General features: G+C 62.6%; 21 protein-coding genes. 9 read left to right on the top strand and 12 right to left on the bottom strand.

Going from position 1 to position 24,709, the window contains the following annotated elements; all coding sequences use genetic code 11:
* Nucleotides 1–28 precede the first annotated feature (28 nt).
* A complete protein-coding gene (locus CHU95_RS20820) occupies nucleotides 29–1,249 on the top strand; it encodes a serine hydrolase domain-containing protein (RefSeq protein ID WP_094458270.1) in 1,221 nt (406 codons plus the stop codon).
* Here the strand turns inward: CHU95_RS20820 and CHU95_RS20825 are convergent, their stop codons facing one another.
* The 4 genes from CHU95_RS20825 to leuC form a co-directional block, all read right to left on the bottom strand.
* Nucleotides 1,250–2,047: a helix-turn-helix domain-containing protein gene (locus tag CHU95_RS20825; RefSeq protein ID WP_094458271.1), complete on the bottom strand. Its 798-nt coding sequence runs from the start codon at nucleotides 2,045–2,047 to the stop codon at nucleotides 1,250–1,252.
* Nucleotides 2,048–2,149: 102 nt separating this feature from the next.
* The gene (locus CHU95_RS20830) at nucleotides 2,150–3,010 is read right to left on the bottom strand and encodes an isocitrate lyase/PEP mutase family protein (protein ID WP_094458272.1); all 861 of its coding nucleotides are present in this window, start codon (nucleotides 3,008–3,010) and stop codon (nucleotides 2,150–2,152) included.
* Nucleotides 3,011–3,038: 28 nt separating this feature from the next.
* Complete coding sequence (leuD, locus tag CHU95_RS20835; RefSeq protein ID WP_094458273.1) at nucleotides 3,039–3,647, bottom strand: 3-isopropylmalate dehydratase small subunit; 609 nt, start codon at nucleotides 3,645–3,647, stop codon at nucleotides 3,039–3,041.
* A gap of 3 nt (nucleotides 3,648–3,650) precedes the next feature.
* Nucleotides 3,651–5,060, bottom strand: a complete 1,410-nt coding sequence (leuC, locus tag CHU95_RS20840) for a 3-isopropylmalate dehydratase large subunit (protein WP_094458274.1) — start codon at nucleotides 5,058–5,060, stop codon at nucleotides 3,651–3,653.
* Between the two features lie 207 nt (nucleotides 5,061–5,267).
* Between leuC and CHU95_RS20845 the strand changes: the two genes are divergently transcribed.
* From CHU95_RS20845 to CHU95_RS20865, 5 genes are all read left to right on the top strand, one after another.
* A complete protein-coding gene (locus tag CHU95_RS20845; RefSeq protein WP_207762571.1) occupies nucleotides 5,268–6,851 on the top strand; it encodes an FAD-binding oxidoreductase in 1,584 nt (527 codons plus the stop codon).
* Nucleotides 6,848–7,855 carry a zinc-binding dehydrogenase gene (locus CHU95_RS20850; RefSeq protein WP_094458276.1) on the top strand — a complete coding sequence of 336 codons (1,008 nt, stop codon included), beginning with the start codon at nucleotides 6,848–6,850 and terminating at the stop codon, nucleotides 7,853–7,855. The genes CHU95_RS20845 and CHU95_RS20850 overlap by 4 nt, the downstream gene beginning before the upstream one ends.
* Nucleotides 7,856–7,887: 32 nt before the next feature.
* Nucleotides 7,888–8,403: a hypothetical protein gene (locus CHU95_RS20855; RefSeq protein ID WP_054166263.1), complete on the top strand. Its 516-nt coding sequence runs from the start codon at nucleotides 7,888–7,890 to the stop codon at nucleotides 8,401–8,403.
* A gap of 11 nt (nucleotides 8,404–8,414) precedes the next feature.
* A complete protein-coding gene (locus tag CHU95_RS20860; protein ID WP_094458277.1) occupies nucleotides 8,415–9,800 on the top strand; it encodes an FAD-dependent oxidoreductase in 1,386 nt (461 codons plus the stop codon).
* A 91-nt stretch (nucleotides 9,801–9,891) separates the two neighbouring features.
* Nucleotides 9,892–11,013: a zinc-binding dehydrogenase gene (locus CHU95_RS20865; RefSeq protein ID WP_094458278.1), complete on the top strand. Its 1,122-nt coding sequence runs from the start codon at nucleotides 9,892–9,894 to the stop codon at nucleotides 11,011–11,013.
* A 37-nt stretch (nucleotides 11,014–11,050) separates the two neighbouring features.
* Here the strand turns inward: CHU95_RS20865 and CHU95_RS20870 are convergent, their stop codons facing one another.
* From CHU95_RS20870 to CHU95_RS20885, 4 genes are all read right to left on the bottom strand, one after another.
* The gene (locus CHU95_RS20870; RefSeq protein ID WP_094458279.1) at nucleotides 11,051–12,631 is read right to left on the bottom strand and encodes an FAD-binding oxidoreductase; all 1,581 of its coding nucleotides are present in this window, start codon (nucleotides 12,629–12,631) and stop codon (nucleotides 11,051–11,053) included.
* Nucleotides 12,632–12,736: 105 nt separating this feature from the next.
* A complete protein-coding gene (locus tag CHU95_RS20875; RefSeq protein ID WP_165772291.1) occupies nucleotides 12,737–13,951 on the bottom strand; it encodes an MFS transporter in 1,215 nt (404 codons plus the stop codon).
* A gap of 25 nt (nucleotides 13,952–13,976) precedes the next feature.
* Nucleotides 13,977–15,329, bottom strand: a complete 1,353-nt coding sequence (locus CHU95_RS20880) for an MFS transporter (protein ID WP_094458281.1) — start codon at nucleotides 15,327–15,329, stop codon at nucleotides 13,977–13,979.
* A gap of 83 nt (nucleotides 15,330–15,412) precedes the next feature.
* Entirely contained in the window at nucleotides 15,413–16,444 is a 1,032-nt protein-coding gene (locus CHU95_RS20885) for a DUF1838 family protein (protein WP_094458282.1), read from the bottom strand.
* A gap of 214 nt (nucleotides 16,445–16,658) precedes the next feature.
* Between CHU95_RS20885 and CHU95_RS20890 the strand changes: the two genes are divergently transcribed.
* The 3 genes from CHU95_RS20890 (at nucleotide 16,659) to CHU95_RS20900 (ending at nucleotide 18,635) form a co-directional block, all read left to right on the top strand.
* Nucleotides 16,659–17,897 carry a class I SAM-dependent methyltransferase gene (locus tag CHU95_RS20890; RefSeq protein WP_094458599.1) on the top strand — a complete coding sequence of 413 codons (1,239 nt, stop codon included), beginning with the start codon at nucleotides 16,659–16,661 and terminating at the stop codon, nucleotides 17,895–17,897.
* Nucleotides 17,897–18,259 carry a hypothetical protein gene (locus tag CHU95_RS20895; RefSeq protein ID WP_094458283.1) on the top strand — a complete coding sequence of 121 codons (363 nt, stop codon included), beginning with the start codon at nucleotides 17,897–17,899 and terminating at the stop codon, nucleotides 18,257–18,259. The genes CHU95_RS20890 and CHU95_RS20895 overlap by 1 nt, the downstream gene beginning before the upstream one ends.
* A gap of 94 nt (nucleotides 18,260–18,353) precedes the next feature.
* Entirely contained in the window at nucleotides 18,354–18,635 is a 282-nt protein-coding gene (locus CHU95_RS20900) for a GntR family transcriptional regulator (RefSeq protein WP_094458284.1), read from the top strand.
* Here CHU95_RS20900 and CHU95_RS20905 read toward each other — a convergent pair.
* The 4 genes from CHU95_RS20905 to CHU95_RS20920 all read right to left on the bottom strand — a co-directional run bounded on the left by CHU95_RS20905 (nucleotide 18,621) and on the right by CHU95_RS20920 (nucleotide 24,647).
* The gene (locus CHU95_RS20905) at nucleotides 18,621–19,487 is read right to left on the bottom strand and encodes an alpha/beta hydrolase family protein (protein ID WP_165772292.1); all 867 of its coding nucleotides are present in this window, start codon (nucleotides 19,485–19,487) and stop codon (nucleotides 18,621–18,623) included. The genes CHU95_RS20900 and CHU95_RS20905 overlap by 15 nt on opposite strands.
* Nucleotides 19,488–19,565: 78 nt before the next feature.
* Nucleotides 19,566–21,437, bottom strand: a complete 1,872-nt coding sequence (locus CHU95_RS20910; protein ID WP_094458286.1) for a hydantoinase B/oxoprolinase family protein — start codon at nucleotides 21,435–21,437, stop codon at nucleotides 19,566–19,568.
* Nucleotides 21,438–21,452: 15 nt separating this feature from the next.
* Complete coding sequence (locus CHU95_RS20915; RefSeq protein ID WP_094458287.1) at nucleotides 21,453–23,501, bottom strand: hydantoinase/oxoprolinase family protein; 2,049 nt, start codon at nucleotides 23,499–23,501, stop codon at nucleotides 21,453–21,455.
* A 177-nt stretch (nucleotides 23,502–23,678) separates the two neighbouring features.
* Nucleotides 23,679–24,647, bottom strand: a complete 969-nt coding sequence (locus CHU95_RS20920) for an alpha/beta fold hydrolase (RefSeq protein ID WP_094458601.1) — start codon at nucleotides 24,645–24,647, stop codon at nucleotides 23,679–23,681.
* Nucleotides 24,648–24,709: the final 62 nt, after the last annotated feature.

Here is a 24,709-nt window from a genome sequence, read left to right on the forward strand (position 1 = left end):
CGACCGACCGAAAAAGGGAAGGTTTGGCATGCGGCGCGCGTCTTTCTGGTTGACCACCCTTCTGACCCTGGCCACCTCTGGCGTTGTATTGGCGAAGACGGAAGCCGATGCGATCTATGCCCAACGCTTGGCCATCCTGACGGCCGGTGGCCCGATGGAGAACCTGTACCAGCCACGTGAACCGGTCCACGGTGCCGTCATGGCTGCGCTTCCCATGGCGGAACCGGGCAGACAGAGCATCAGGGCCGAAGCACTTTCCGCTGCCCGTTCTTATGCCGCTGCCAGTGGCGCCCAAGCCTTGATTATCTGGCATGACGGTAAGCTGCAGGAAGAGACCTATTTTGGCAGCAGCAATGCTGACACGCCGCTAACATCGAAATCCCTGTCCAAACCGATGACGGCCATGGTGGTGGGGCGCGCCATCGAAATGGGGAAAATCAAATCCCTGGACCAGAGCGTTTCCGATTTCATCACCGAGTGGAAAGGCACGCCAAAGGAAGCGATGCTGATCCGCCACCTGCTGGATATGCGCACCGGCTTTCTGGAACAGGGGTTCAATGCCGACCCCAACCATCCCTGGAACCGGGCCTATTTGTCGGTTGATCACGGCACTTACATCGTAAACGATTATCCTCTGACCGATGCTCCGGGCACACGGTACGGCTATTCCAACGCCACGTCAGAGTTGGTAGCGCTGGTGATTGAGCGCGCGACGGGCCGACGCTATGCGGAGTTTGTCGGCACGGAACTGCTGGTCCCAACCGGGGCACCAGGTGGCGAGGTCTGGGTGAACCGACCGGGCGGGCTTGCCCATTCCGGCTGCTGCATGATGCTCCCAGCCCGCACTTGGTTGCACATGGCCAAGCTGCTGCTGGATGATGGTATGGTTGGCGGCAAACGGCTGCTGCCTCGGGGATACGTGCAGGAAATGGCCACCGCTACGGCGCAGAACCGGCATTATGGCCTGGGGCTTTGGGTCGCCGGTCCTTATGTCGAGCGCCGCGGTTTCGGTGCGCCAGGCGCGCCCGGTCCGAAGGTGCTGCATTCCGAACCCTACCTGGACAAGGACCTGTTCCTGTTCGACGGCAATAGCAACCAGACGGTTTTTGTCTCGCGCAGAACGGGCCTGATCGCGTTGCGCATGGGGCCGACCCCACCGAAAACGATGGACTGGGACAATGCCTACCTGCCGAACACCCTGCTGCGGGGGCTGGTGACCCCGGTGACGCTGGTCGCGCAGGAGAGGTAATCACCCTTTATGATTTTGCACCGCCGCCTGGGTCAGTTCCGCACTGATCATGTCGGCGGTGCCTTTCAGATCGTCCAGATAGCGGTCAAGCGCGGCCTCCGGCTTCATGGCCGAGGCGAAGAAGATCATGGTCATCGCCGCCTTGAAATACTCGCCCAGGAAAATGGGCACGGCGATCGAGGCCGTCTTGCCCGGCGTCAGATTGTGGTGGTTGCGACCCTGGACGGCATAACCTTGTGACCGGATACGCTCCACATTCAGGGCGGCACGGGCGGCTTTCAGATATTCCGGGTCCACCTCCTGCGACACCTTCATCCAGCGCAGCAGGGTCTCGCGCTCTTCATCCGGCGTATAGGCCATGGAGAGTTTGCCCGACGCACTGTCCAGCACGGGCAGGGTGAAGCCCGGATAATAGCGTTCGAAGGTCAGGGCCGTGTTGGCGTGCGTGCTGTCACGCAGCATCATGTTGCGGCCGACGCGCGCTGCGATCGAGATGGGCCAGCCAATGCGCCGGGTCAGCGACACGATATGTGGTCGTGCAATTTCCACCAACCGGTCGTCATCTTGAAACCCATAGGCCAGCGATTGAACCATGGCCGTGGGGCGATAGCGCTTTCGATCCGGTTCCTGCTCCACCAGCCCTTCATAGACCAGGGTCTGAACAAGCCGGCAGGCGGTGGGATAGGGCACCTCCGCCGACCGGGCGATCTCCATCATGGTCAGCGACCCCTGCCGGTTGATCGCCTTCAAGGCCGCAATGGCACGACTGATGGCGCGGATCGGCACCCCCTTTTCCATTCACCCCTCCCCCCGACAAATATGACGGTTGGATGGTGCCAAGCTTAGAGGGTACCGGTCGCACAGGGCGTTATCAACTATCCGCCTGTTGGACAGTGTGGGTCAGCGCGCCCACTTCTTATCAAACGCCCAGACATGCTCGAACCCGATCAGGGAACAGAACTCCTTGAAATTGAACAGCGGTATATCGGGTGACAGGCTGGTGCCCGTCTGCTTCAGGTTCAGCAATGCCGTCTCCATGGCCGCGGCCGCCGCCAGGCTGGTCATGGCCGGGAAGATGGCCATGGAGTAGCCCAGGCTTTCCAGTGTCTTGGCATCGCGAATGGGGGTTAGGCCGCCATCGGCCATATTGGCCATCATCGGCTTATCGATCGAGCCGGTGACGATGCGTGCCTCCTCATCACTGGTCAGGGCTTCGGGGAACAGGATATCGGCTCCGGCTTGGGCATACAGCTTCATGCGGTGCAGAACCCCTTCCAGTCCCTCACTCTGCCGTGCATCGGTGCGGGCGATGATCAAGAAATTCTCATCTCGACGCGCTTCCACCGCGACACGGATCTTGTCGGCCATTTCTTCGGCGGGGACGACGCGCTTGCCCGGCGTATGGCCGCACTTTTTCGGGAATTCCTGGTCTTCGATCTGGATGGCAGTGATGCCGGCCTGTTCATAGGCCTGGACCGTGTGATGTACGTTCAGCAGGCCACCGAAACCCGTATCGGCATCGGCCACGACGGCAGCGTTACAGGTGCGGACCAGGGTCGCCATACGGTCGACCATCTGTGTCACCGACGCGATACCGGCATCGGGCAGACCGTAGGCCGACGCCACGGTCCAGTACCCGCTGCCATAGACAATGTCGAAACCGACCTTGTTGGCGACGACGGCGGCGATCATGTCCTGAATGCCGGGGGCGGTGATGAACTGCCGGGACGCCAGTTTCTGGCGAAGGATGGGATTGGCCATGATGTTCTCTGTGTGAAAATGGAGATAGTCAGCGGGTGAGCCAGGGCAGGCGGCGGCGGCGCTCCTGCTCGTACCGATCGATGGCACCGGCATAAAGGTTGAGGATGCCCATCACCTCGTCCCAGCCATTCAGCAGCGCATCCCGCTTACCGTCATCAATGAGGATGGTAATTTCAGAACCATCGGGCCTTGTGATGGTGCGCGCAGTCAGGTCAACCTGAAGGCTGGCACCAGCGCTGGCATCAGACAGCAGGGCCGCGTGATCCGCCTCCCCCACCGTGACCGGCAGCATGCCGTTGCGATAGCAGTTTCCGCGGAAAATCTCGCCAAAGCTGGGGGCAATGATGCAGCGGATGCCTAAGTCCAGAATGGCCCAGGGTGCCTGTTCACGCGAGGACCCGCAGCCGAAATTGGGGCCGGCGACCAGGATGCCAGCATGGCGCCAGGGATCGCGGTTCAGGATAAAATCCGCCACCTCCCGCCCCTGCCCGTCATAGCGGCGGTCATGAAAGGCGTAACGGCCTAACCCCTTCTTCTCCGTGATGGTCAGAAAGCGGGCGGGATAGATGATGTCCGTATCGATATCGGCTTCGTCCAGCGGCGCAGCGATGGCGGTCAGGGTCGTAAAGGGCTGCATGGATCAAGCCTCCCCTAGAAAATCACGCGGGTCGGTGATTTGGCCGGCGATGGCAGAGGCCGCCGCCATGGCCGGGCCCATCAGGTGGGTGCGCGCCCCTTGACCTTGCCGACCCTCGAAATTCCGGTTCGACGTGCTGGCGCAACGCGCACCGGGCGGCAGCCGGTCGTCATTCATCGCCACACATAACGAACATCCGGGTTCCCGCCAGTCAAAACCGGCCGCACGGAAGATGGCATCCAATCCTTCTCCCTCTGCCTGCTGTTTTACCGCCTTCGATCCCGGAACGACCAAGGCCTGCACCCCGTCAGCCACATGGCGATCTTTGAGGATGCGCGCGGCGATACGCAAATCCTCGATCCTTCCATTGGTGCAGGAGCCAATGAAGACATGGTCGATGGCAATATCGCGGACCGGCATGCCTGGCGTCAGGCCCATGTAGGACAGGGCTTTGACCATCTTGGCTGCCGTCTCGGTGTCGACAGCATGGGCCGGGTCGGGCACGCGGCCCGTGACATCGACCACTTGATCCGGGCTGGTGCCCCAACTGACCTGCGGCACCAGTTTGGTGACATCAATATCGATCTCCCTGTCGAAGACCGCACCATCGTCGCTGGGCAAGGTTCGCCAATAGGTGACGGCAGCGTCCCAATCCGCGTCCTTGGGCGCCAGCGGCCGGCCCTTCAGCCAGGCGAAGGTCGTGTCATCGGGCGCCACCAGGCCGGTGCGGGACCCCGCCTCGATGCTCATGTTGCACAAGGTCATGCGCCCTTCCATGGACAGGGCACGGATGGCGGGACCGCAATATTCGATGGCATGGCCAATGGCGCCGTTGCTGCCCAGCTTTCCCACCACGGCCAGGATGATATCCTTCGCCTCAACCCCAGGCGGAAGGTCGCCATGGACATTCACCCGCAAGGTCTTGGCCTTGGTCAGGCGCAGAACTTGCGTTGCCAGCACACTTTCACATTCACCCGACCCGATGCCGAAAGCCAACGTGCCAAAGGCGCCATGGGTGGCCGTATGACTGTCACCACAAACCAGGGTCAAACCCGGCAAGGTAAAGCCTTGTTCCGGTCCCGTAACATGGACGATCCCCTGCCGCCGATCATCCAGGCCAATCATGTCGATACCGAAATCAGTGGCATTTTTCTGCAATAGTTCGACCTGGGCGCGGGCTTGTGGATCGGCGATGGGACGGTCGCGACCACGGGTCGGCACCGAATGGTCGGCGACGGCCAGAAAGGCTGCGGGATGGCGGACCTGCAACCCTTTTTCTCGTAAAGCGGCGAAGGCCTGCGGACTGCTGACCTCATGCAGCATGGCGCGGTCGATATAGACAAGACTGACCCCACCAGCCTCTTCGACCACCACATGGCTGCGCCAGAGCTTGTCATAAAGGGTTGACGGCATCGTCCGATCCCCGGAACCTGAGTATCATCTGCGCGGAACACACCATGCCGTGCCGTCCGCGCCAAGCCCACACGGACTTGTGACCGCCTTGCGGACAATCTTACGCCCCGACCGCGCTGGGCACCGCGCTGCCAGATAGTCTGCGCCGCGGAATTGTCGAGGATTGGGGACAGGGTTATGCCGGACAGCGTTTCGCACGGGGACAATATGGATAACGGCCTGAAGGCTGCCTTGCTTGCCATCACCGGCCCCGGTGGCGTGACCGATGACGCGACGACCCGCCGCCTGCATAGCGGCGATATCTGGTCAGAAAGTGCCGAACCCGTTGCTCTCGTGGTTGCACCCGACAATCTGGAGCAGTTATCGGCGATCATCACCCTGCTCCACCGTCACAAGGTGCCCCTGGCACCGCGCGGTGGCGGGATGAGCTATACCGGCGGGTACATTCCCACCGTGTCGGGCACCGTTTCGCTGGACATGCGGCGGATGAACCGCGTCATTGATCTGCGCCCCGACGATATGGTGGTGACGGTCGAGGCCGGCTGCACCTGGATAGACCTGAACAAGGCCCTGGCACCGCACGGGCTGCGCACCCCGTTCTTCGGGCCGATGTCCGGCCTGATCAGCACCATCGGCGGGGGCGTGTCACAGCAGAACGCGATGTTGGGGGCCGGCCATTACGGGACGACCAGCGAAAGTGTGGTGGCCTTGACCATGGTACTGGCCGACGGGTCGATCCTGCGGACCGGCGCACGCGGGGAGGATGGCGACACGCCGTTCTACCGGCATTTCGGCCCTGACCTGACGGGCCTGTTCTGCGGTGATTGCGGGGCCTTCGGCACAAAGGCCCATATTACCCTGCGCCTGATCCAGGCCCCAAAACACGAGGACTACGCCAGCTTTGAATTCCCCACCGGCGGCGACCTGATGCGGGCCATGGCGGCCCTGGCACGGGCCGGTGTCGCGGCCGAAATGTGCGCCTTCGACCCCGGCCTGACACGCGTGCGCATGCAGCGCGCGTCGATGACCAGCGACGTCAAGGCGCTGGGTGCCGTCGTCACGCGTCAGAAATCCCTGCTGCGCGGGTTATGGGAAGCGGTGCGGGTCGCCGGGGCTGGCCGCAGTTTCGTCTCCGAGGACAGTTTTCCCCTGCATCTGAACGCTGAGGGCCGGTCGGCGGAAGGCGTGGCACATGATATGGCCACCGCCCGGCGCATCGCGGCGGAACATCATGGCCGTGAAGTGGCGAACACCATCGCCAAAGTCATCCGCGCCATGCCCTTTCCCCCGCTGAACAGCGCGCTGGGACCGGGTGGCGAACGCTGGATTCCCATTCATGGTCAGATCTCCCTGTCCAAGGCCCCTGCCCTGTATGAGGCGCTTGAGCAGGTCTTCGGCGATATGGCCAACGACTTCGCCGAGCACGGCATCAAGACGGGATACCTGTTCACCTCCCTCTCGACCAACGCCCTGATCGTGGAACCCGTGATCTATTGGCCGGAAAAGCGTCTGCCGGTTCATTATCAGGCGCTGGAACCCGCGCATATGGCCCGGCTGCCCGAACATGCGGATAATCCCCAAGCGACGACCGTAGTGGCGGAGGCACGCAAGCGCCTGATCGCCACCTTCCGGCGTTTTGGCTGCGGTCATTTTCAGGTTGGCCGCTCCTACCCCTATCGTGAAAGCCGTGACGAGGCCAGCCGCGCCCTGCTCGACGCCCTCAAGGTTGCGGTGGACCCCGACCGACAGCTTAATCCCGGTGTGCTGGGGTTCGCTAAGGACCCGACATGAGCCAGTCCTATAGAGCCCTGCAACAGGTTCGCTTCGCCCGCAGCTTCCGTGAAGCAGTGGAACTCGTGGATCAGCCACTGCGCGATCCGGGTCCCGGTGAGATCCAAGTGCGTAACCATTGGTGTGGCGTCAACGGCATCTTCGATACCCAGATCGCGCGCAACGCCGTCGATTACATCCGCATCCCCCTGCCTACCTGGACCGGGGTGGAAGCCATCGGCGTGGTGGAGGCGGTGGGCGAAGGGGTCACGGGCTTCAAGCCGGGTGATGCCGCCGCCACCAACCGCTTCACCGGCGGTTACCGTCAAGCGAACATTGCACCGGCGGCACAGTTCATACCAGTACCATCGGCCCATCGCGACTATCTGGCGCTCGCCTCCACCGGTGTGTCGGCCCTATTGGCGCTGGACCATGTCGGCGGGCTACGTGCGGGTGAGACGGTTGCCATTTCGGCAGCGGCGGGCGGTCTTGGCCATCTGCTGGTGCAACTGGCAAAGCTGGCCGGTGCGCGGGTGGTCGCCGTCTGTGGCGGGGAACGGAAATCGGCCTTTGTCCGGTCGCTGGGCGCCGACCGGGTGATCGATTACAAGCGCGAGGATGTGGCTGAGGTCCTGTCCACGGAGTTTTGTGATGCCCTGGATCTGGCCGTCGACACCGTCAGTGGCACGATCTTCGATGCTTTCCTGGACAATGTCGCCCCGCTGGGGCGCGTGGTCGTGGCGGGGGCCGCCCAGGACCTGGACGGCAAGCCGGAAATCGTCACGGCACCACGCGTTGGCAACAAGCTCTACTATAAGGGCGCATCGGTGCGCGGCTTCATGAATGGCCGTTTAACCGACCTGTGGCCAGCCGCGCGCGAAAGACTGTTCAGCCTGCACGCCGCTGGCAAAATTGCCGTCACCTTCGATGACGCGCCATTCACGGGTCTGGCCCAGGTGCCAGACGCCGTGGAGCACCTGCTTTCCGGGCGGTCAATGGGCAAGGTCACCGTCGATCTTCGTTGATCCGACACTCACAAGCATAAGGATTTCTGGATATGAGCAACAATGTCGCCGAACTGCGCCGTGACATGCCCCTGCTGGCCCGCAACGAAGGCGTCTGGGAAGGCTGGTACCGCTATTACAGCGCGGAAACGGGCAAGCTTGTCGATGAACACCGCTCGCGCCTGATCTGCCGCCTGAAGGAAGATGGCGAGTTCCCGTACCATCAGACCAACCATTATTTCTGGGAAGATGGCCGCACCGATGTGCGCGACTTCCCCGCCTCTTATGCCGATGGCCGCATCTGGTGGGACAATGACCTGATCAAGGGTTGGGCCGCCGCCATGAAGCCCGACGATTTCAACCGCTCCACCTGCCTGCACTGGACCCGCAAGGGCGACGACGATCTGTATCTCTACGAGATGATCCAGATTTCCGATTGCGGCAAGTTCCGGTCGCGCACCTGGCATTGGTACAAGGGCGGCAAGTGCTTCCAGCGCACGCTGATCGACGAAGTGTTCGTCACCAGCGACTGGAAGAACTTCACCAACACCAGCGCCCCGAACACCTGATCCGCACGGCCATGCAGTTCGACTATTCCATACCGGTGATCGTCGCGGGTGGTGGGGCGGCAGGTGCTGTCGCCGCCCTTGCCGCCCGTGAAGCCGGGGCGGATGTGCTGCTGATTGAGCAGGATGCCGTGCCGTTTGGCACGACCTCCATGTCCCAGGGCCTGCTCTGTGCTGCCGGCACGGCGGCGCAGAAGCGCCTCGGCATTCATGATGACGCTGACATTCTGTTTGCCGACATCCTGGCCAAGACGCGGGGACAAACCGACCCCGTGCTGGCCCGCGCCATCGCCGACCATGCCGGCCCGACGCTGGACTGGCTGGTGGAACAGCATGGCCTTCCCTATGAACTGGATGTCCGCTTCAAGGCGGCGTTCGGCCATTCGCGGCTGCGCGTCCATGGCTGGCCGGGGCGCAGCGGCAACGATACCCTGATGTATTTCCACCGCCGCCTGGAAGAGATCGGGGTGGACGTGATCCATCAGGCACGGCTGGTTGAAATTGCCGATGACGGTGCGGGCGGGGTTGCAGGCGTCGTAATTGAACGGCCCGACGGCAGCCACGAAGCCATCGGCTGCGACAGCCTGATCCTTGCGACAGGCGGTTTTGCCGGCAACCGCGATATGGTGCGGACCCATATCCCTGATGCCGGTGACGCCCATTATCATGGACATGAAGGCAGTGATGGCCTGGGTATCCGCTTAGGCGCGGCCCTGGGTGCCGATCTGGCCGATATGGGCGCCTATCAGGGGTATGGCATGCTGACCGACCCACAGGGGGTGACATTGCCGCCGGGCTTCATCCTGGAAGGCGGTTTCCTGGTCAATCAACATGGCGACCGTTTCGTTGATGAAACCGACGATATTTCAGCGGTCGTGCATCCGGTATTGGCGCAACCCGATGGCCGAGCCTGGGTCATCTTCGACCAGCGGATCGAGCAGGCCTGCGCTCATATCCCCGAAAGCATCCAGTTGCACGACCTGAACGCCGCCCGCACCGCCGACAGCCTTGACGAGCTTGCCCAACGCATTGGCGCCGACCCGGTGCGTCTGACCGCCAGCCTGCAGGATATCCGCAACGCAAAGGCGGCCGGCCACCCCGACAGCCAGGGCCGTCATTGGGGTGAGCCGCCACCGGCGGCACCGTTCAGGGCGCTGCGGCTGCGCGGTGCCATCTACCATACCCAAGGCGGGCTCAGGACCGACGGCACGGGCCGCGTCCTGGATAAGAACGGCCAGCCGCTGCGCAACCTTTTCGCCTGTGGCGGGGCCGCGCGCTCGGTTTCCGGGCCTTCCTGTTGGGGTTATCTGCCGGCGATGGGCATCTGTGCGGCGGTCACGCTGGGCCGTCTGGCCGGGGCCGAAGCCGCCCGGCTGGTCGTTGCCAAGCAACCGACGTGACTTACCATCAGGCTACGATCCGGGGCATGATCGGCACTGTCCGCCATGCCCCAGTGTGAGGGCCACCGTCCAAGCAACAAGGATTCGCCAAATGCGCATCACCGCCGCCATCCTGGACCAGATCGGCCTGCCCGGCCCCTATGCCGACAGCCGGCCGCTGCGCCTGGCCGAGGTGGAACTGGCCCCGCCGCGCGCCGGTGAATTGCTGGTCCGCATCGATGCCGCCGGCCTGTGCCATTCTGATCTGTCGGTGATCAATGGCGACCGACCGCGGCCCATGCCCATGGCCCTGGGGCACGAAGCAGCGGCGACGGTGATGGAGACGGGTGATCCCGACAGCCCCTTCACGCCGGGCGACCGTGTGGTTCTGGCCTTTCTGCCGGCCTGCGGACACTGCGCCTGCTGCGGGGCTGGCGAAGGCTATCTCTGCCAACCGGGGGCGACGGCCAATGGCGAAGGACGGCTGTTGCGCGGCGGACGGCGGATCATGGAACTGCCGGGCAAAGAGGTGAACCACCATCTGGGCGTCTCGGCGTTTGCCACGCATGCCGTGGTGGATCAGCGTTCCGCCGTGAAAGTCCCGTCGGACATCGCGCCGGAGATTGCGGCCTTGTTCGGCTGTGCCGTGCTGACCGGTGTTGGCGCTGTGATGAATACCGCCGCCGTAAAACCGGGCGAAAGCGTTGTGGTCTATGGGCTGGGCGGGGTCGGCCTTTCGTCGCTGCTGGGGGCCGTGGCCGCCGGCGCCAACCCGGTCATCGCCGTCGATCCCATCGAGGATAAGCGCAAGCTGGCACTGGAGCTGGGCGCTGCTGCCGCCGTGGCGCCTGCCGATGCGGCCCAGGCCATCGCCGACCTGACGGGCGGGGGAGCCGATGTGGCAATTGAGACAGCGGGCAAGGCCGCCGTGCTGGCCGCCGCCTATAAATCCACCCGCCGGGGCGGGCGCACCGTCACGGTCGGCCTGCCCAATCCGGCGGAAATGTTGAGCTTCCCGGCCGTGTCGTTGGTGGCGGAAGGCAAGACATTGATGGGCAGCTATATGGGCTCCTCCATCCCGTCGCGCGACGTGCCGCGCTATATCGGCCTGTGGCGGGCGGGGCGGCTGCCCGTGCATCGGCTGTTGAGCGGGACAGCCCCCTTGTCGGAGATCAACCGGCTGATGGATGAGCTGGCGGCAGGCCGCGTCATCCGGCAGGTGGTTCTGCCTTAAATCAATCGGGGCAGGGTGTTCCCCGCCCCATGGTTGATTACAGCCCCAACGCACCCGGATTCATCAAACCGGTGCCGTCCACCTTTGCCTTCACGGCGCCCAGAACCTCGCGCGTCATCGGGTTCATGGCGTCGGTCACCGGGTACAGCCGCCCGACCTGCAGATGGGCGGCACCATGCTTGGCGTAAAGCGCCACGCATTCCTGCTTCAATTGCCGCATCAGGGCCGCGCCATCGGGATTGGCAGGATAGCGCGGCAGGTTCTTGGCCGCATCCGGTTCCAGGATGCGGTCATGCAGCGCCGCGCGCTCATCCTCCCAATAAAATGCCAGTTCATAGAGGAAGCCATTGGTTGCGATCGTGGAGAACATGGCGGCGGCAAGGATCTTGTGCCGCGTCATCTCTGCCGCGTGGCGCGCGTAGAGCGCATCCAGATCGGCGCGGAAGGCGGCCACGCGGCTGAAAGGCAGGATGCCATGCACAGGGACCCAGCGCTCCCCCTTGGGGCCCAGAATATGGTTCAACGGTGGGAACGGATAGGCGCGGACCAGCGTCGGCATGGAGTTCTCGATCTCCCTGCCGAACGGCTCTGCCGCTGCACGGATACGGCGCAGCATGGACCGTTCCTCATCCCGATCCGACGCATCAACCGTGTAATGGGCAGAATAGTTGATCCCGTCCAGGAAACCACGACCGGCAATGACGATCTTCGCCATCTGCCAAAGCGATTCAATCGGACCGCGCCCCGCCCGCCCGACGGCAAGCAGCATCTTCAAATCGGACTTCAGATCGCCCATGCCCAGGCGCTGCTTTTGCAGGAACGGGTCCAGGCCGAACGCCTCCGACGCCACGCCCTCGCGCGCGACGGCAGCCATGGCGCCCAACAACTGATCAAAGGTCTGAAAACCGAAGGAGATGCCGGTATTGATGGGCCGACGGCGGATCAGGCGCAGGGCGACAGCCATCTTGATGCCCATCGCACCGGCATCGCCACTGAACAGCCCTGTCAGGTCAGGCCCGTAATGCCGGAAGAAAGGTACGCTGTTGGCCTGTGCCCAGGACCCGGTGCGCAGAACCGACCCGTCGGCCAACGCCACCTCCAGCCCCAGCAAACTGTCCACCGCCGTACCGAAGGTGCCGGTGCCATAGGTGACGGCGTTTTGCGACATGGTGCCGCCCAGTGTGGCGCGGATGCCGGAGAACGGACCCCAGAAGGGGGTGCGCAGACCCAACGGGGCCAGGGCCGCATCCAATGCCGCCCAGGTCGTGCCAGCTTCCGCGACCACATACATGTCGTCGGCATTGATTTCGATGATCCGGTCCAGACCGCCCGTATCCACCAGGACAGCACCGGGGCTATCCGCCAGATAGCCGTTTGAGTAAGACATGCCGCCACCACGCGGCACCACAGCGACACCCAGTTGATGCAGCAGTTTCAGCGCGCCAACTAATGTCTCCCGCGAAACCGGGCGAATGACGGCCAGCAGGGGCGCACCGATGGAATGCACGTCCTGCCCAAAAAATGTCAGGCTGTCAGGATCACTCAGGACGGCGCCTTCCCCCAGCACGGCGCGCAGACGCGGCAGAAGGTCCGAAGTGGGGGTAACGGTATCCGGCATGGTACTGGCTTCCCTGGGAAATGCGTCTGTGGACGACACAGTGCCAGGAACCGGCCAGGTTGGTTGCAGCGGCGATACGCGTTGTCCGGACAGCGGACAAGCGTGTCAGTCTTCAAACCGGTCTGGGTAGCGGCCCAGCAAACCGATCAGCACCGCCCCCACAGCGAAGCCGATGGCACAGGCGATCAGGCCAACTGTGTAAGAACCCGTCGCATCATAAAGGCGCCCCACGCCCATTGGTCCCAGCCCCGCACCCAGTGCGAAGAAGCCCAACTGCCAACCGTAAATCTCGCCATAGGCGCGCAGCCCGAAATAGCGGCTGGCCAGATAGGCAACCAGATCGACCTCCGCCCCGGCCGCCAAACCGATCAGCACGACCGCCGCCAGCGCCAGTGGCAGGCTGCCCCCCGCGAGCATCAGCAGGAAACAGGCACCCGCCGCGATGGCCAGGATACCGAAGGCCACGGCAGGTGCATAGAAACGGTCAACCAGCACCCCGACGCCCAGCCGGCCCGCAATGATGGCAAAACCCAACAGGCTGGCCGCCCAGACCGCACTGGCCCGCTCCATTCCACCGCCTGACAGAATGGACACAAGATGGACAATCAGCGCTGAGACGGCGAAGGAAGCGAACAGAAAACCCACACCCAGCATCCAGAACTGCCGCGACCGGCGGGCGACGGCGGCACTCATGCCTGAACGGACGACCGGGATGGCGGTGGCCTGTTTCACCCCACCCACCTCATGAAACAGCAGCCAGACCAGGGGCAGGCCGATGACCAGCACCAGGGCCGCCTGCCCCAGATAGGCAATGCGCCAACCATGGTCGGCAATCAGCCATTGCGTATAGGGCGGCGCCAGGATGGCGACCACACCAGTTCCCGTCAGAGTCAGGCCCAGTGCCAAACCACGTGCATTGTCAAACCCGGCATTGACAGCGCGGGTCCAGACAATGGGCAAGGTGCCAGCCCCCAGAACCATGGCGACACCGAACGCCAGATAAAAGCTCCATAGGTCGGCACCAATCAGGCTCAACCCGCCCAGGCCGGCGGCCAGACCGACCAGTGACACCAACCCGACTGTCCGCCCGCCGAACCGGTCGGCCAACCGGCCCACAACGGGCCCCAGGAACAGGGTAGTCAGCGTGGTCAGGATGGTGGCAGAGGCCAGCGAGGTGCGGGACCAGCCGAATTCCTGGGTCAGCGGACCGATGAAAATGCCAAGCGTATAGAAGGTCAGGCCCGTGATGCCCAAACCGACACCCGTCGCCGCCGCCAGGATCAGCGACCAGCCGCGCCGGAATTCCTCTGTCTTGCTCATGGATTTCCGCTTTCCCGCGTTGCTGTCAGTGGCGACCATAGCGGCCATAAAGCGCCGCCGCAGCCAGATTGAATAGACCGGGAAGCACACCAAATGCCAGCATGACACCGGTCAGGGCGCGCGGGTCCTGCGGCAGGCCGGCCATGGACCGCGCAGCATCAAAGCCGAAGCCCGACAGAACAAGCCCCACCAGCAAGGTGCCGCCCAGCGCGAAGCCGATCTTATCCACCGCCACCCAGGCCGCAGAATAAAGTCCGGCATTGGCCCGGTCCTCTCCCGCAATGTCGGACATCATGGAGAAACTGAGCAAGGCCCAGCCGGAATTGAACAGGGCGGCCAAGACGCAAAACATGTAAGCAATCGGAACGCCAGAGCCAGCATTCTGCGACCAGGCGATATAGGTGACGCCGTAGCCGATGGCCGAGAACACATAGACCGGCTTTTTGCCTACCCGTTTGGCCGCTGCCACCCACAGGGGTTGGGCTACGATGATGCCCGCGCACACAGCCACGATCAGCCCGCCGATGAGTTGCAAGGCCGCTGCGCCCTGCCCCATATTGTAGGTCAGGAAATAAAGCATCGACGCATAGGCCATGCCCGATCCGGTCAGTTGCAGCAGGTTGGAGGCCAACAGAACTGAGAAACGCGGGGCTGCCAGCACGGCGATGGCCGCGACAACGGTCATGTGTTCCCCGGTCGCCAGGGTTGGCGCCCGGCCCGCCTGGCGCGCGGCGCGCCCTGCACCAAAAAAGGCGATCAGCAGAGACAGGGGGCAAATCACGGCCAGGATACGGGCCATACCCTCATATCCCGGTTGTCCGCCACCCAGATACTGCACCACACCCGGCGCCACCGCCCCGCCGATCAAGACACCAGCGGCGGTGAAGACCAGACGCCAGGCCATCAGCACAGTGCGCTGATGCGGGTCGTCAGACAGCTCGCCGGCAATCGCCAGATAGGGAACCGAAAAGCTGGCGAAGACCGCCATGTAGAGGCTGAAGGCGCCTGCCACATAGACGACACGCCCCATCTCCGACAGGCCAGCCGGAACATGGAACAGCAGCAGGAAGGCCATGGGCGAGCCCACAACCCCGGCCAACAACCACCAGCGGCGATGAAACCGGTGTTTCCAGCGGTCGGACAGCACACCGACCAGCAGGTCGCAGCCCACACCCCAGACTAGTTTCGGCACAAAGATCGCCACACCGGCCAGGGCCGGCTCGATGCCGAGAACCGTGGTCATGAAGAACAGCAGCAACAATGACGGTACGTCGCGAAACACCTGTCCGGCCACCTGCCCTGCACCATAGCCAACCTGGGATAGAAGGCCCAGACGACCGGCGGCGGGTGGGGGCGCATCGCTAAGGGCGGCGGTCATTATTGATCCTTAAGTCGGTCGCTCTGCTGATGAAACGAAAAGGGCGGGCGGGCACCCAAGCGCCCGCCCGCCCCGATATCCGCTTACTTTGGCGGCATCGGTGGCAGCGTCCGGGGCGGTGGCGGCTGCGGTGGGGTCCATCCGGCCGGCACCGGGGCCGGGGTCTGGAACCGGGCATAGTTCTCGATACTGGACAAGGACGGGCCATAATCCTCCATCGGCGCCGCCAGCCATTTCGGGTCCATGGCGCGGGCCGCTTCCCGAATATCAGCCGGGATGTCGTTCACGCTGTCATAGGCGCCAAAGGAGCAGAAGTACGAGATATGACCCGGCGCCTGACCCATCAGCATCCAGGGCAGCCAGGGCGTGATACGCGACCAGGAGCCGACCGACTTCACATGGGTGAGCTTCGGGTTTTCCAAATCCTTGCGCTTAATCACATAGGTGAACAGCTCTGAAACCCGGTTGAAAGCACCCGCGGACTCACGTACCCATTTTTCGGGTTGCAGGGCGTTGGGATAGAACAGGTGGATATCCGTGGTCAGGATCACGGTGTCATCCGGGCCATAACGCCAATCCAGAAGGAACGGCTCCGGCGGCGGCTTATCCTTGTTCAACCCGCCGTAAGAAGGTGGCTGCGGTCGGAACTCCCCAATCGTGTAGTTATAGGGATCATTCGCGATGGGAACGACGCGCACATCTTCATTTGTGTACGGGTTGCGCCAAGTCTTCAGGATTTCGCCGGTCTTGGCATCGCGATAGAAGCCGATTTCGCGCAGCATGCGGCGATAGGAACCGTCTTCCAGCCGCTTGGTCCGCACAAAACTGAACCCGTCCAACACGAACAACGTGCGTACCGGCTCGTTATCGCGCACGCCATAGACATTGCCCCGGAACCAGCCGATTTTCTCCTTGCTTGGATCAATATCGGCATCCAGGCGTACATAGCTGTCCCGGTTCCATTTCGGGTCTTTGAAATCAATTTTCGTCAGGAAGGACGGCGTGGCAGAGGACGCTGCCGAAGCCGCCGACGCGCCGGCACCGACCGCACCAGCGGCGGCAGCCATGGCCGCCAGGCCCAGGCTTTGACGGCGCGTCAATTCAGGTCCGCTCATGATCCCGGAACTCCCTTGTTCTGGATGGCGGACATGGGGCCGCCGTCCTTGTCAGGGACAAATCTGACGCGGAAGAGTTCAGCCTGGAAACGATCATACCCGGCCATATCCACCTGATGGACATTGATGGGCTGCGCTCTTTGCCTTGCCGCCTATCAGACCGTTCAATGCTGGCAGCGTTTTCCAGGCAACCATCACCGATCCGGGAGCGGTCATGCTTAACACATTCCAGCAACAGGCACACCCCGCGCTGCCCACTGCCACGCATGACGAAGCGTCGCGCCAGGAATTCACCAAAAGCTTCAAGAACTTCATTCAACAGAAGCTTCTGCCGGGCCTCACACCGATCTACAAGAACCGCGTCGCCCCCGCCTTTGAGGCGCAGCACGGTCGGGCGCCTGCCGACCGGCGTGACATCCGCGCAGGCATGGTCCGCGACCTGTATTTCCAGCATTACGCCGCTGCCAACCGCATCGGCCAGGAACTCCTGTGGGAAGCCACTAATATCAGCATCGACCGGCAGTTGCCGGAACTGATCGACAAGGCGGTGGAACTGTCGGCCAAGTCGGGAGCGGTACTGGACATTCCAGAAGGATTTGTCGTGCCGCGCTATATTACGGCGCTGGATATCCACTGTATGCCCGGCGGCTATGCCACGGAGGTGGCCAAGAACGACATCTCCGTCGGCGCGCTGTACGACCGTGGGGTCTATCTTTACGCCATGGGCTATATGGGCCCGCTGAACGACGATATGGGCCGGTCGGTCTGCAACTACCTGAAGCGTCGGATGCCCGGCTTCAAGCCCAAGCGTATCCTGGACATGGGCTGCACCGTGGGGCACGCGACCCTTCCCTACAAAGAGCTGTTTCCGGATGCCGAGGTCTGGGGCATCGATGTTGGCGGTCCTTGCGTGCGTTATGCCCACGCCCGTGCTGCGGGCCTGGGCCTAGAGGTCAATTTCGCGCAGATGAACGCCGAAGAAACCCGCTTCCCCGACGGTCATTTCGACCTAGTGGTCAGCCATATCCTGCTGCATGAGACATCAGCCAAGGCCATGCCGCGCATTTTTAAGGAATGTTACCGGCTGCTGTCGCCGGGCGGACTGATGATCCATGCCGATCTGCCGCCCTTTGACCTGATGGACCCATTCACCCAGTTCATCCTGGATAACGAGACCTGGTACAATAACGAACCATTCTGGGGGGCAATGCGCGAGATGGACCAGTTCGATCTCGCGGAGAAGGCCGGGTTTGACCGTGCGGACTCCCGGTTCGATACCGCCCCCATGGCCGTGATGGAGTTCGCCGCCAGCGAGGCCGCTGGCTATAGCCAGGATGCTGCCAGCGCCGTGGCCGAACGGGAGTTCACCGCCGGTGAATATGCGCCAGGTGGTGGTTGGGAAGTGTTCATCGCCCAGAAACAGACGACCATTGCCGTCAAGGATGCCGCCTGATGACCAGCACAGCCAACCGCCCGCACGTCGTCAAGGACGCCAAAGGCAAACGCCCCCAATTCTATGAAGCGCCTGGCATGGATCAGGCCATGTCCATGATCCTGGTGCTTGCAAACGAGATTTCCGTTCTGCATGACCGCCTGGATAGCGTTGAGCGCTATGCCAAGATCAAGGGCCTGGACCTCGCCGCCGGGGTCGAGACCCTGGTTCTGGATCAGGAGGCGCTGGAGGCCCGCGAAGCCTGGCGTCAGGATTTCCTTGATCGGATTTTCTATCTGATGCGTAAGGAAGCCCGCGAGGCCGCCGAAGCCGATACGAAGGAACGCTATAACCGCACCATCGCTGAGATCGCGGAGGCGTAAGCCACGCGGTCCGCGCTTTCTGTTCTCTCCCCAAACTGCCGCCACCCACGGCTTCTGCGTGGGTGGCGGCCTTGTCTTTGAAGCAGAGCCACACATGCAGCTCTCCCTCGACAGCCAGCTTCTGCGCCGCAGTCTGGACGCCACCACCGGCATACCGGAGGTTGTGTTGATGATCCCGGCCTATTACCGGCTCTATATGCTGCTACGGGCAGAGTTGCTGGCCAATCTGGCATCCAGCGTGCCCACCACACAGAAGGGGCTGGCTGCCCATTACGGCGTCTGTCGCGGCACGGCAAGCGCCGCCCTGGCACTGCTCAGCCGGGACGGGCTGATCAAGCCCGCCCGGCGCGGACGTCCGCGTCTACTTGCGCGTTAAACGGGCCGGCCCCGTCTCCGTCAGCCGGGCATTCAGGCTCACAAGCGCCGCTTTGTCTGCTCCGGCATGGGCACGCATGAACAGCACCGACAGATCGGCCGCGATGGCCAACTGTGTCGCCTGAACCGGCCCCGGCAGTTCCGGTCGACAGATGCCGCCGCCGAAATAATGATCGACCCCCTCCAGCACCAGGGCATAACGGTTGCCGCCGGGAGTCGCCTCGTCATACGGTAGCAGATGGCTTCGCCAGTCGCCGCCGGGACCGGGGGGAACGTCCTTGTCGCCGGTCTGGATGAAGGCGGGCACCGCCAAAGGTGCATAATCCCCTGGATTGATGAAGCCCATACCGGCACCGGGCGGGGAGAAGGCCAGCGCGACGACCGCCCGTGGATCGCGTAGTGGCGTCTTCACCTCTGCCGGCACGGCGATGGCTGCCCCTCCCAGGCATAGTGCTACAAGCGCGCCGTAGGAATGGCCCGCAGCGATATAGGGGCTGTTGAGATGATCTGCCAGCGCCCGAACATCCTCAATCCGTGCAGGCCAACTGGCCATGCCCTTGAAATCTGCGTGGTCGGGGTGGTCGGTGCTGTCGACATGAAGCGGGGCATAGACACTGTAGCCGGCCTTCGTCCAGGCATCGACCAGCGGTTGATACTTCCACGGCGCCGACAGGGCCCCATGGGAAAACAGGATGCGTCCCCGCTCCCTGCCCAGCGCGTTCCAGACATGCACCGCTACCGCCCGACCAGAAGCGGATTTGACCGTGAGCGCCGGTGGCGTCACCGCCAAAACCGGTAAGGCGGTCAGCGCGGTCGCCGACAACAGGAAAAGACGACGGGACAGCACGCTCATGAGACACATCCTCTACTGCCCTGAAAGGGGGGCTAGAGCAGGTGAAGCCCCCTCATCACACCCTTACGCTGCAAAATGCTACGCTGCAAAATGGGCCAGTGCCACCGGGGCCTTTGGGGCGGGAAGGCCGGTTTCTGCGACGCTGTTGGCGCGCAGCGTTTCGATGTCAGGGCCATAGTTGAAAACAGAAGTGATGGGGCCACGTTCGGCGCGCATCGCATCGCGTAATGACGTCGTTGCAGCCACATCAACCTTGCCATCCACCAGCACGACGCCGTAGCGCTTTGCACCTGTAACCGTGACCAGTCCGCGCTCCAGCTCCAACTCGAGCAGTGACGGATCGCGTAACAGCGGATCGCCCCAGCCACCACCGCCCCAGGTGATGAAGTGCAACTGGTCACCCGCCTCGATCGCCAGGTTCTCCAGCTTGTTGCCAACAACGATCTGGGTGCCATCCGGCTTCTCCAGGATCTTGCGGGCGCGGGCACCGGGTTCGCCACCATTCACCCCCCAAGGCATGGTGAACCAGCGGTCATCATGGATGGCGATGGTACCGGGTGCCAGGAAGCGGTAGGTCATGATGATGCCATTACCGCCGCGATGCAGGCCCGCCCCACCACTGTCGGCCACCGTCTCATACCGTTCAATAACCAGCGGGAAATAGCGTTCCAGAAACTCGTTGGGCACATTGGTGAAGCCGGGCCACAGCGAATGGCCGTCCGGCCCGTCGCCCAGCGGACGACCGGGAATGCCACCAAACCCGATCTGGAAAAGCTGGAACCAGCGTCCCTTGGCGTCATAGCCCGAATAGAACAGGTGCGGGGAGGAGGAGAAGCCGGCAGCGTTCAGGAATTCCGGCGTCTTCTGTCCCAGCAGCCCGCCCATGATGTCGAACAGACGCCCCAGCGCATGGGTGCGGCCCGAGAGGGCTGCCGGAAATTTTGGCTTTAGCAGGGAGCCTTCGGGGATCTTCACCCGGATCAGGTCGTAATAGCCGTCATTGAACAGCACCTGCGGGTCGAAAACCATGATCATGTAGATACCGAAGAACATCTTCAGCATGTTTTCGTTCAGGAAGAAATTGATCGAGGCCTGGCTTTGCGGGTCGGTCCCGTCAAAATCCAGCACCACGATATCGCCCTCGCGGTGCATGGTGCAGCGGATCTTGTAGGGGCCATAGCCCATACCGTCATCGCAGACATAATCCTCGAAACTGACCTTCTCCTCGCTGATGGAGCTGGCGATCAGCTTCTTCATGGCGCGATAGTTGCGGGCCAGCAGTTCATCGGTGGCAGCAGCAAACACGTCATCGCCAAAACGCTCGCACATCTCCACCACGCGCCGGGCCGCGACACGGCAGGACGCGATCAGGGCGTTCAGGTCGGCAGTGCACCAATCGGGCTTGCGGGTCTGGGCCATGATCAGCTTGATCAGGTCCGCGTTATAGACGCCCTTGCTATAGATCTTGATCGGGGGAATGCGCACACCTTCTTCAAAGATTGAGGTGGCGTCGATGGGCATGGAGCCGACCACCTTGCCGCCAATATCGGACTGATGCCCGAACATGGAGGTATAGGCGATTAGGCGGCCATCCTTGAACACCGGCAACAGCACCAGCCAGTCATTCAGGTGGCTGATGGCCCCGCCTACGGAATAGGGATCGGACAACATGATCATGTCGCCTTCCTCTACCGTGCCATCAAACCCGTCCAGGAACGGGCCGATATAGGAGCCGAACTGTCCAACGATCATTTGACCGGTACGATCGGCGATCAGGGGGAAGGCGTCGCCCTGTTCGCGGATGCCGGGCGACATGGCCGTGCGGACCAGCGTGGCGTCCATCTCGATACGGGCATTGCGCAGGGCATTCTCGATGACTTCCAGGGTCACCGGGTCGATGCTGACCTTGTTGAAGGGGGTGTTGTTGGTCTGGATGATAGTCGCGGCCATGGATCAAACTCCCCTTCAGCGCGGGTTGATCAGGATATTGCCGACGCGGTCAACCAGGCCGTCACAACCGGCCTCGATCAGCGTCGTGCTGTCCATTTCGATAACAATGGCGGGGCCTTGGATCAGGTCGCCAGCCTTCAACCGTGACCGGTCATAAATGACGGCCGGCACCATCTTTCCATCCATCCACAGCTCATGATCGCGGATCTTCGCCGCAATCGGGTCGCCATTGCCCTTGGGCAGTTCAGCGGCGGGCAGGTCCAGCACCGGGCCCAGGGCCACCGCGCGCAGATTTACCAACTCATGCGGGGTGGGCATGTTGAAGGTGAACAGGCGGTGATGCTCCTCGTCAAACCGCTTGACCACAGCGACCAATCCGTCCCGGCGCAGGGTTTCCGGGTCGATGGACAGCGGCACTTCAAAGGCTTGCCCCTCGTAACGGACATCAATTTCGAACAGGCTGGTAATATCGGCATCCAGGATGCCTTCGGCCTTCAGTTCGTCGCGCGTCTGGGTGGCCATCGCCTCCAGCAGGGCGATCACTTCCGCCTCGTCCGTCTCATCAAACCGGCGGGAGAAGGAACGCGCGGTTTCCGTGCGCATACGAGTGGTCGCATCACCGAGCGCGCACAGCACGCCGGGAGACACGGGCGACACCGCCGGCCATGATCCCATCAGACGGGCCACAGCATTGACATGCAGAGGGCCAGCGCCACCAAAGCCCATCAGGGCAAAATCGCGCGGATCATAGCCCTGCTGGACCGAGATCATGCGCAGCGCACCGAACATGTTCTCGTTCACGATATCAATGATACCGCGCGCCGCTGCGTACAGGTCAATGCCGAGTGTGTCGGCGATACTCTGCACCGCCTTCTTGGCCCCTTCGCGGTCCAGCTTGAACGTACCGCCCAAGAGGGCTTCGGGCAGATAGCCCAGAACCACATTGGCGTCGGTCACGGTGGGCAGCGTGCCGCCCTTGCCATAGGCGACAGGCCCTGGCACGGCACCGGCTGATTGCGGGCCAACGCGCAGCGCCTTGGTCAGTTCGGGCACATAGGCGATGGAACCACCACCGGCACCAACCGTCTTCACATCCAGGGACGAGGCGCGGACGGCCAGATGGCCGACCTCTGTCGTGCGCACCCGGCGCGGGTCGAGATTTTCGATCAGGGCAACGTCGGTGGAGGTGCCGCCCACATCCAGCGTCAGGATGTTGCGGATACCGGAATTGGCCCCCACCCACAGAGCACCGGTCACGCCGCCAGCCGGACCCGACATCAGCAAGGACACCGGATGTTCTTCGGACTTTTCCGAGGACATCAGACCGCCATCGGACCGCAGCAGCGACAGCGAGCCGACAAAGCCCGCCGATTTCAGCTTTTCACGCAGATTGCGGACATAGCGCCCGACAATGGGCCGGACCGAGGCATTAGCCACCGTGGTCAACGTGCGCTCATACTCCTGCATCTCGGGAAGGACCTCGTGAGACAGAGACACCGGCACGCCGGGCAGGATTTCGGCCGCCAGTTCACCCACGCGCTTCTCATGCGCGCCATTCAGATAAGCGTTGATCAGGGAAACGGTGACCGCCTCCACGCCCTTTTCCTTCAGCCGCAGCAGCGCCTCGCGGATATTGGCCTCGTCAATGGGGCGCAGTTCGTTGCCGTGGGCGTCCATGCGGCCTTTGATCTCGACCGTGTTTTCCAACCGGGCCAGCGGTTCCGGCTTGGGCCAGACGATCCAGCCGGCCAGACCGCCCGGCACGAAGGAACGCGCGATCTGCATAATCTGACGGTACCCTTCGGTCACGATCAGCCCGACCTTGGCGCCCTTGCCTTCCAGCACGGCATTGGTGGCGACGGTCGTGCCGTGCAGGAAGAACTCAACGTCGGCTGGGGTGATCCCAGCCTTCTCACAGATGGCCGTGACGCCGTTCAAGATACCCACCGAACTGTCGGCCGGGGTGGAGGGGGTCTTGTGACGCCAGAAGGCGCCGGTCTTATCATTGAACAGCAGTAGGTCGGTGAAGGTGCCCCCCACATCGACGCCCAAGCGGAAACCCATCGCATCCCCCTGTTTTGGAAGCGTGAAACTTGTTGCTTTGCTGATAGCGGAATACTGGACCCGCATCCTGGAGGGGGCGATGGATTGACCGCTGTGCGGATGTTCGCTCCGCTTCCAGCACCGCGGCGTCTCACCCGGCTTGCAATGATAAATTGAGGGATACCATTCGCACCCCGATCAATTTGCAGCCTGCAGAACGCGATCAATAAAGGGCATGGCCTTCGCCAGCGCATCACCGGCGCAATCCGGCGGCATCATGTGCCCACAACCTGGCATTACAATCAGTTGCTTGTCGGGTCCTGGCAGCAGCGCCATGGCGGCCTCGGCATGCTCCAGCCCCATCTCATGATCTTCCGCCCCCCAAAGCACCAGCGTCGGTACGCGGATGGATTTCAGATCCTCTGCGGTGCGGGTCAAGGAGGGTTTGGTCGCCTTGGTCGGCATGCGCAGTGCCCGGTTGTTCAAATCCGTCCATTCCTGCGCCAGTTCCGGGGTGACCTTGGTCTTGTCCTCCATATTGGCCAGCAGGATCTGCCGCCAGAACTCGGGCTTATGATAGCCTGGATGCGTGGCGGCCTCTGCCAGGGCCTTTTTCAAATCCTCGGACAGCTTGGAAGGGTCATATTTGAAGGGGCCGACCACGGCATTGCCGAAAACCTGCGCGATCACTTTGTTGGGATGCAGAGACGCATAGGCGACGCCGGTGATGGCACCTGTTGAGGTGGAGATCACCATGAAGCGGTTGACACCCAACCGCTGGGTGAGCGTGTCAATCAGTTGGAAATTGTCTTCAGTCGTGTAATTGCCGTGGGCTGAAGGCCCGGAAAGACCGGCGGGCGGCATATCGAATCGGATGACGCGATACTTCTTTTTCAGTTCTGCCGCCCAGACATTCCATTGCCGCAGACTGGAATAAGAGCCGTGGAGCAGGAGAATGGCGGGGCCCGATCCTTCATCAACATAGTGAACAGGGGTGCCATCAATATTCATGAAGCGCGAATTGGGCAGTGTGTATTGCGCCCGCAACGCATCATCCCCTGCCAGCACCGCCCCTGCCGGCGCGGTCGGTTGAGCAAGGGTTGCACAAGACACAAACAGCACAAGCCCGGTGCCAACCAGAGCCTTTCGCAGCACGCTCAGTTTCATGTCACGCTCCCTGCGTTGGTTGACGGCATTGGTATCCAACAGCCGACACTGATCTGTCGGGC

This window comes from Niveispirillum lacus, from assembly GCF_002251795.1.
GTDB lineage: Bacteria > Pseudomonadota > Alphaproteobacteria > Azospirillales > Azospirillaceae > Niveispirillum > Niveispirillum lacus.